The 6,114-nt window shown below is 65.0% G+C and carries 3 protein-coding genes and 2 pseudogenes; 3 read left to right on the top strand and 2 right to left on the bottom strand.

Annotation, left to right across the window (positions count from 1 at the left end):
- A pseudogene (locus AC1RAD_RS31205) lies at positions 1-3,156 on the bottom strand (ESPR-type extended signal peptide-containing protein); the annotation flags it as partial.
- A gap of 51 nt (positions 3,157-3,207) precedes the next feature.
- Positions 3,208-3,288, bottom strand: a pseudogene (locus tag AC1RAD_RS31200) (ESPR domain-containing protein); the annotation flags it as partial.
- 317 nt (positions 3,289-3,605) lie between these two features.
- Between AC1RAD_RS31200 and AC1RAD_RS31195 the strand changes: the two are divergent.
- The 3 genes from AC1RAD_RS31195 to AC1RAD_RS31185 are packed head-to-tail and all read left to right on the top strand — an operon-like array spanning position 3,606 to position 6,075.
- A complete protein-coding gene (locus AC1RAD_RS31195; protein ID WP_159275661.1) occupies positions 3,606-4,046 on the top strand; it encodes a DUF4019 domain-containing protein in 441 nt (146 codons plus the stop codon).
- The gene (locus AC1RAD_RS31190; protein WP_492738982.1) at positions 4,043-5,185 is read left to right on the top strand and encodes a DUF2827 domain-containing protein; all 1,143 of its coding nucleotides are present in this window, start codon (positions 4,043-4,045) and stop codon (positions 5,183-5,185) included. The genes AC1RAD_RS31195 and AC1RAD_RS31190 overlap by 4 nt, the downstream gene beginning before the upstream one ends.
- Before the next feature lie 29 nt (positions 5,186-5,214).
- On the top strand, positions 5,215-6,075 hold the full coding sequence (locus AC1RAD_RS31185; protein WP_492738980.1) for a hypothetical protein: 861 nt from the start codon (positions 5,215-5,217) through the stop codon (positions 6,073-6,075).
- The last annotated feature ends 39 nt before the right edge of the window (positions 6,076-6,114 follow it).

Here is a 6,114-nt window from a genome sequence, read left to right as displayed (position 1 = left end):
GCTCGACGTAGACGTCGAGAGGCTGTCGATGCTGCTCGTGGCCGTGCTCAGGCCCGACGACGTAGACGTCGAGAGGCTATCGATTCGACTGTTGGTCGTGCTCAAACCACTGGACGTCGAGGTCGACAAGCTGCCCACGTTGCTATTCGTCGTACTCAGGCCCGTGGACAGGCTGGAGATACCGCTCGTGGCCGTGCTCAGTCCCGACGACGTAGACGTCGAGAGGCTGTCCAGGTTGCTGTTGGTGCTGCTCAGAGCCGTGGACAGGCTCGAGATACCGCTGGTTGCCGTACTCAGGCCCGACGACGTCGAAGTCGACAGGCTGCTGACATTGCTGTTCGTGGTGCTCAGACCTGTGGACAGGCTGGAGATACCACTGGTCGCCGTGCTCAGGCCCGACGACGTAGATGTCGAGAGGCTGTCGATGCGGCTATTGGCCGTGCTCAGACCCGACGACGTCGAGGTCGACAAGCTGCCCACGTTGCTGTTCGTGGTGCTCAGGCCCGTGGACAAGCTGGAGATGCCGCTGGTGGCAGTGCTCAGGCCCGACGACGTGGAGGTCGACAAGCTGCTGACGTTGCTGTTCGTCGTGCTCAAGCCCGTGGACAGGCTCGAGATTCCGCTGGTCGCCGTGCTCAGACCCGACGACGTCGACGTCGAAAGGCTGCTCACGTTGCTATTCGTAGTGCTCAGGCCTGTGGACAGGCTGGAGATGCCGCTCGTGGCCGTGCTCAGGCCGGACGACGTCGAAGTCGACAGGCTGCTGACGTTGCTGTTCGTTGTGCTGAGGCCAGTCGACAGACTGGAGATGCCGCTGGTTGCGGTGCTCAGACCCGACGACGTGGAGGTCGACAGGCTGCCGACATTGCTGTTCGTTGTGCTCAGGCCAGTCGACAGACTCGAGATGCCACTGGTCGCCGTGCTCAGACCACTCGACGTCGATGTCGAAAGGCTGTCGATGCGGCTGCTGCTGGTGCTCAGTCCGGACGACGTGGAAGTCGACAGGCTACTGACGTTGCTGTTCGTGGTGCTCAGGCCAGTCGACAGGCTGGAGATGCCGCTGGTGGCCGTGCTCAAACCGGACGACGTCGAAGTCGACAGGCTGCTGACGTTGCTGTTGGTCGTGCTCAGGCCGCTTGAAGTCGACGTCGACAGGCTGTCGATGCGGCTGCTGCTGGTGCTCAGGCCCGACGATGTGGACGTCGACAAGCTGCCAACGTTGCTGTTCGTGGTACTCAGACCTGTGGACAGGCTGGAGATCCCGCTCGTCGCTGTGCTGAGGCCCGACGACGTCGACGTCGACAGGCTGTCAATGCGGCTGTTGGTCGTGCTGAGGCCAGACGACGTGGAAGTCGAAAGACTGCCGACGTTGCTGTTCGTGGTGCTCAGGCCAGTCGACAGGCTCGAGATGCTGCTCGTGGCCGTGCTCAGACCCGACGACGTCGAAGTCGACAGGCTGTTGATGCGACTGCTCGCCGTGCTCAGGCCCGACGATGTGGAGGTCGACAGGCTGGCGACGTTGCTGTTCGTGGTGCTCAGGCCAGTCGACAGGCTGGAGATGCCGCTGGTGGCCGTGCTCAAACCGGACGACGTCGAAGTCGACAGGCTGCTGACGTTGCTGTTGGTCGTGCTCAGGCCGCTTGAAGTCGACGTCGACAGGCTGTCGATGCGGCTGCTGCTGGTGCTCAGGCCCGACGATGTGGACGTCGACAAGCTGCCAACGTTGCTGTTCGTGGTACTCAGACCTGTGGACAGGCTGGAGATCCCGCTCGTCGCTGTGCTGAGGCCCGACGACGTCGACGTCGACAGGCTGTCAATGCGGCTGTTGGTCGTGCTGAGGCCAGACGACGTGGAAGTCGAAAGACTGCCGACGTTGCTGTTCGTGGTGCTCAGGCCAGTCGACAGGCTCGAGATGCTGCTCGTGGCCGTGCTCAGACCCGACGACGTCGAAGTCGACAGGCTGTTGATGCGACTGCTCGCCGTGCTCAGGCCCGACGATGTGGAGGTCGACAGGCTGGCGACGTTGCTGTTCGTGGTGCTCAGGCCCGTCGACAAGCTGGAAATGCCGCTGGTCGCCGTACTCAAACCGCTCGACGTGGAAGTCGACAGGCTGTCCAGTTCGCTGTTCACCGTACTCAAGCCCGTGGACAGGCTCGAGATGCCGCTGGTCGCCGTGCTCAAACCGGTCGATGTGGAGGTCGAGAGGCTGTTGAGGCGGCTGTTGGTCGTGCTCAGGCCGGACGACGTGGACGTCGACAGGCTGCTCACGTTGCTGTTCGTGGTGCTCAGGCCGGTCGACAGGCTGGAGATGCCGCTCGATGTCGAAGTCGACAGGCTGCTGACATTGCTGTTCGTTGTACTCAGCCCTGACGACGTCGAGGTCGACAGACTGTTGACGCGGCTGTTGGCGGTGCTCAGCCCCGAGGACGTGGAGGTCGACAGCGACCCCACCGTGCTGGCGACCGAGTACAACTGGCTGCCATTGATCGCATCGGTCGAGGTGGAGGTCACCTGGCCCGCCGCCACATTGGTGATCTGGCGCTCAGCGCCCGCCGAACCAACGCTCACGACACTGGTCGGTGTGGCGCCGGCAAACCCGCCCAGCACAACCCCGTTGACCGTCGCATTGGCAGTCGGAACCGCCGCGGCGGTCACGCTGTTACTACCAAGCGCGACGCCGTTGTCGTTGCCGGCGCTGGCTCCCGTGCCGATCGCCACGGCGTTGGCGCCGGCGCTCTTCGCGCCGCCATCCACCGTCAGGTTGCCGCCGATGGCCACGCTGTTCGTTCCGCTGGCATTTGTCGCCCGGCCGATGGCCACGGCCTGCTCGCCCGACGCGACCGAGCCACCGTTGCCGGTTCCGTCCCCGCCCCCTACCGCGACCGATGAAGTCCCGCTGGCCTTGGCGTCGTTGCCCAGGGCGTAAGCCCCTTTGCCCGAGGCTTTGGCACCAGAGCCGATTGCCGTCGAGCTGTGAGAGCTCGCCTGGGCGTTGTTCCCGATCGCGAGAGAGTAATCAGCAATTGCATACGCACTGTTGTTGCCCGACGTGCCGCTGCCATTGCCATTGCCAATGGCGATGGCATTGGTCACCGAGTTCGGTGCGTACCCGCCGCCGAGCTGATAGGAAGCGTGTCCCCCCGTCGCGACAGCCATGAGCGTCGCCGCTGCGACTGCCGCTCGAACCAGCTTCGATGTGCTCTTCTTTCCCCTCGCCGAAGTGATTTCAGACGCCGCAACCCAGGCCCCCAGGGCTTCATTCCAGATACTTCGGTAAGACTTGTTCATATTCTTCGAGCTCGGTTCGCAGAGGGCGGGCGCGGTATCAACGGCGGAGGAAGGCAACGACCGCCCGCGGTTCGTCGCCCCAGCCAGGGTCGTAGTTACCCTGACGTTCACAATGGACGCGGTAATGTACGCAGCCGTTTACATTTGCAGCCATTTCGGTCTACCGGAAACCGTGAAATGATGATTTAGTTCACAAACTTTCACGATTGGCGACAAATCCGGGCGCGGCGATGCCGCTGTGGAACGTCGATCCGAACGCCCCGCCTAGAATCGCCGCCGCTGTCTGTCACAGCGGTTTTCCTCACAAAAGGTGCCCAATGAAGCCGTTTCTCCCCCGTTTCCTGGCCGCATGCACGCTGGCCCTGGCCGGTTCCTGCGCCCTGGCGCAGGACGGCAACTCCGCCGACGAACTCGTCCAGGCGGGCCTCAGCAGCCTCAAGCAGATCGACGAAAACCGGGCGGGAGAGATCTGGGACACCGCGTCGGCGTTTGTGAAGACTCGCTTTCCCAAGGCCGAATTCGTTGCCAACACGCAACGCTCGCGCCAGACCGTGGGCGTCGTGGCCCGCCGTGACTGGGCCAGCGTGACCCGCATCCGCTACCTTGACGACAGCACCGGCATCCCTGCAGGCCTGTACGCCAACGTCGACTTCGCCACCCGCCTGACCAACGACAAGACGGTCTTCGAAAAAGTCAGCTTCCGCCTCGAACCCCAAGGCTGGCGCCTGACGGGCTACGTCCCCCGCGAAAACCAATGACCACCGCCTCGGGTGCCGGCCTGCGCATCGGCATCACGATCGGCCTCCACCACGAGGCCGAGACCCTCTGGAACAACGGCATCAAGCAAAACGCCGTGTTCCTGGCAGAGGCGCTGAAGCACTGCCCCAGCGTCGCCTCGGTGGTGCTGGTCAACACCACCGCCACCCCCATCACCCCCGCCCTGCCCTGGGACCAGGCCCGCTGGCCGACCGTGACTTTCGAGGCGGCCAAGGACAGTGTGGATGTGCTGATCGAGCTGGGCGGCCAGATCGACGGCGACCAGACCGACCACCTCAAGCGCCGCGGCGCGCGGCTGGTGTCGTACTGCTGCGGCTTCGAGTACGTGCATGCGATGGAGTCGATGCTGTTCGGCAAGCCGCTGTGGGGCCGCAACCTGTTCATCAACCAGCGCTACGACGACATCTGGATGGTTCCGCAGGTGGCCCACATCAGCCAGCCGTACTTCGAGGTGCTGCGCCGCGCCGAGGCGCGCGCCGTGCCCTTCGTCTGGAGCCCGGTGTTCCTGGAGGAGCGCGCCCGCGCCCTGCCCGACGGCGGCGCGTACCAGCCGCGCAGCGGCCCGCGGCGGCTCAGCGTGATGGAGCCGAACATCAATGTGGTGAAGTTCTGCGTCTACCCCATCCTGATCGCCGAACTGGCCTACCGCGCCCGCCCCGACGCGATCGCGCTGCTGCAGGTCACGAACGTGGAGCGCATGGCCAAGGACAGCATGGAGTTCATCACGCTGATGAACCAGCTCGACCTGGTGCGCCAGCACAAGGCGGTCTTCCTGGGCCGGCACGAGACGCCGGTGTTCCTGGCGCAGAACACCGACATCGTGGTCTCCCACCAGTGGGAGAACCCGCTCAACTACTTCTACCTCGAGACCTGCTGGCAGGGCTATCCGCTGGTGCACAACGCCCACCTGTGCGCCGACCTGGGCTACTACTACGCAGAAAACGACGTGGCCGCAGGCAGCGCCCGCGTGCTCGAGGCCATCGACGGGCACGACGCGCAGGCCCAGGCCTACCGCGACCGGCAGCGCGCGCTCATCGCGCGCTACCTGCCCGGCGACGCGGTGGCCACGCAAACCTACGACACCCTGCTGCAAGGCCTGATGCAGCGCCCAGCCCGCTAGCCAGACCCGCGCCCCACGGAGCCCCTCGCATGCTCGACCCGTCCGAACTCCGGCACTTCTACCCCGTGATCGTGACGCCGAGCCACGACGGCAAGTTCTTCCAGAACTACGTGGCGTCGCTGCTGAACTTCACCATCAATGCCGAGCGCGCCGGCATGAGGATGCAGGTGCTGATGCACCAGGGCGAGAGCCTGGTCACGCGCGCGCGCAACAACTGCGTGGCCCAGTTCCTGGCCAACACGGAGTGGACCCACCTGTTCTGGATCGACGCGGACATCGGCTTCTCGGCCGAGGCGGCGTTCCGCCTGCTGCTGTCGGGCTACGACATCGCCGCCGGCGTGTACCCGCTCAAGCGCGAAGACTGGCCAGCCGGCGGCGTGGCGGCCGGCACCACGCAGCAGCAGTTCGAGGCCGCCTTCACGCGCTACACGGTCAATGCCAAGGCCGAAGAAGGCGCGTCGCAGATCGAGCTCGAGGTGCAGCCCGACGGTTTCATGAAGATGACCGAGGCGCCCACGGGCTTCATGGCGATCCGGCGCGGCGTGTTCGAGCGGCTCATGGCCGCCTACCCCGAGCTGCAGTACGTGCCCGACAGCATCGGCGAAGCCGACCGCGGGCTGCACTACCGCTTCTTCGACGTGATGGTCGACCCGGTCACGCGGCGCTACCTGTCGGAAGACTACGGCTTCTGCCGGCTGTGGTCGGGGCTGGGCGAGTCGATCTACATCGATGCCAATTCGAACCTGACCCACCAGGGTGCCAAGCTGTACCGCGGCGATTTCGCCCATTCGCTGCAGGCCTCGCTGCCCTACGCGGTGGGCGGCCCCGCCGGGATGGCGATGGTGCTGAAGGGCCAAGAGCACCTGAAGCCGAATCCGCCGCCGGGCTGACACCGGCAGCGAGCGCCCACGAAAAAGCCCCGCCGAAGC

The sequence above is a fragment of the Variovorax sp. GW823-FHT04B03 genome (assembly GCF_058796495.1).
Note: the sequence above shows the minus strand (reverse complement) of the source record. Positions and strands in the feature narration are given on the sequence as shown.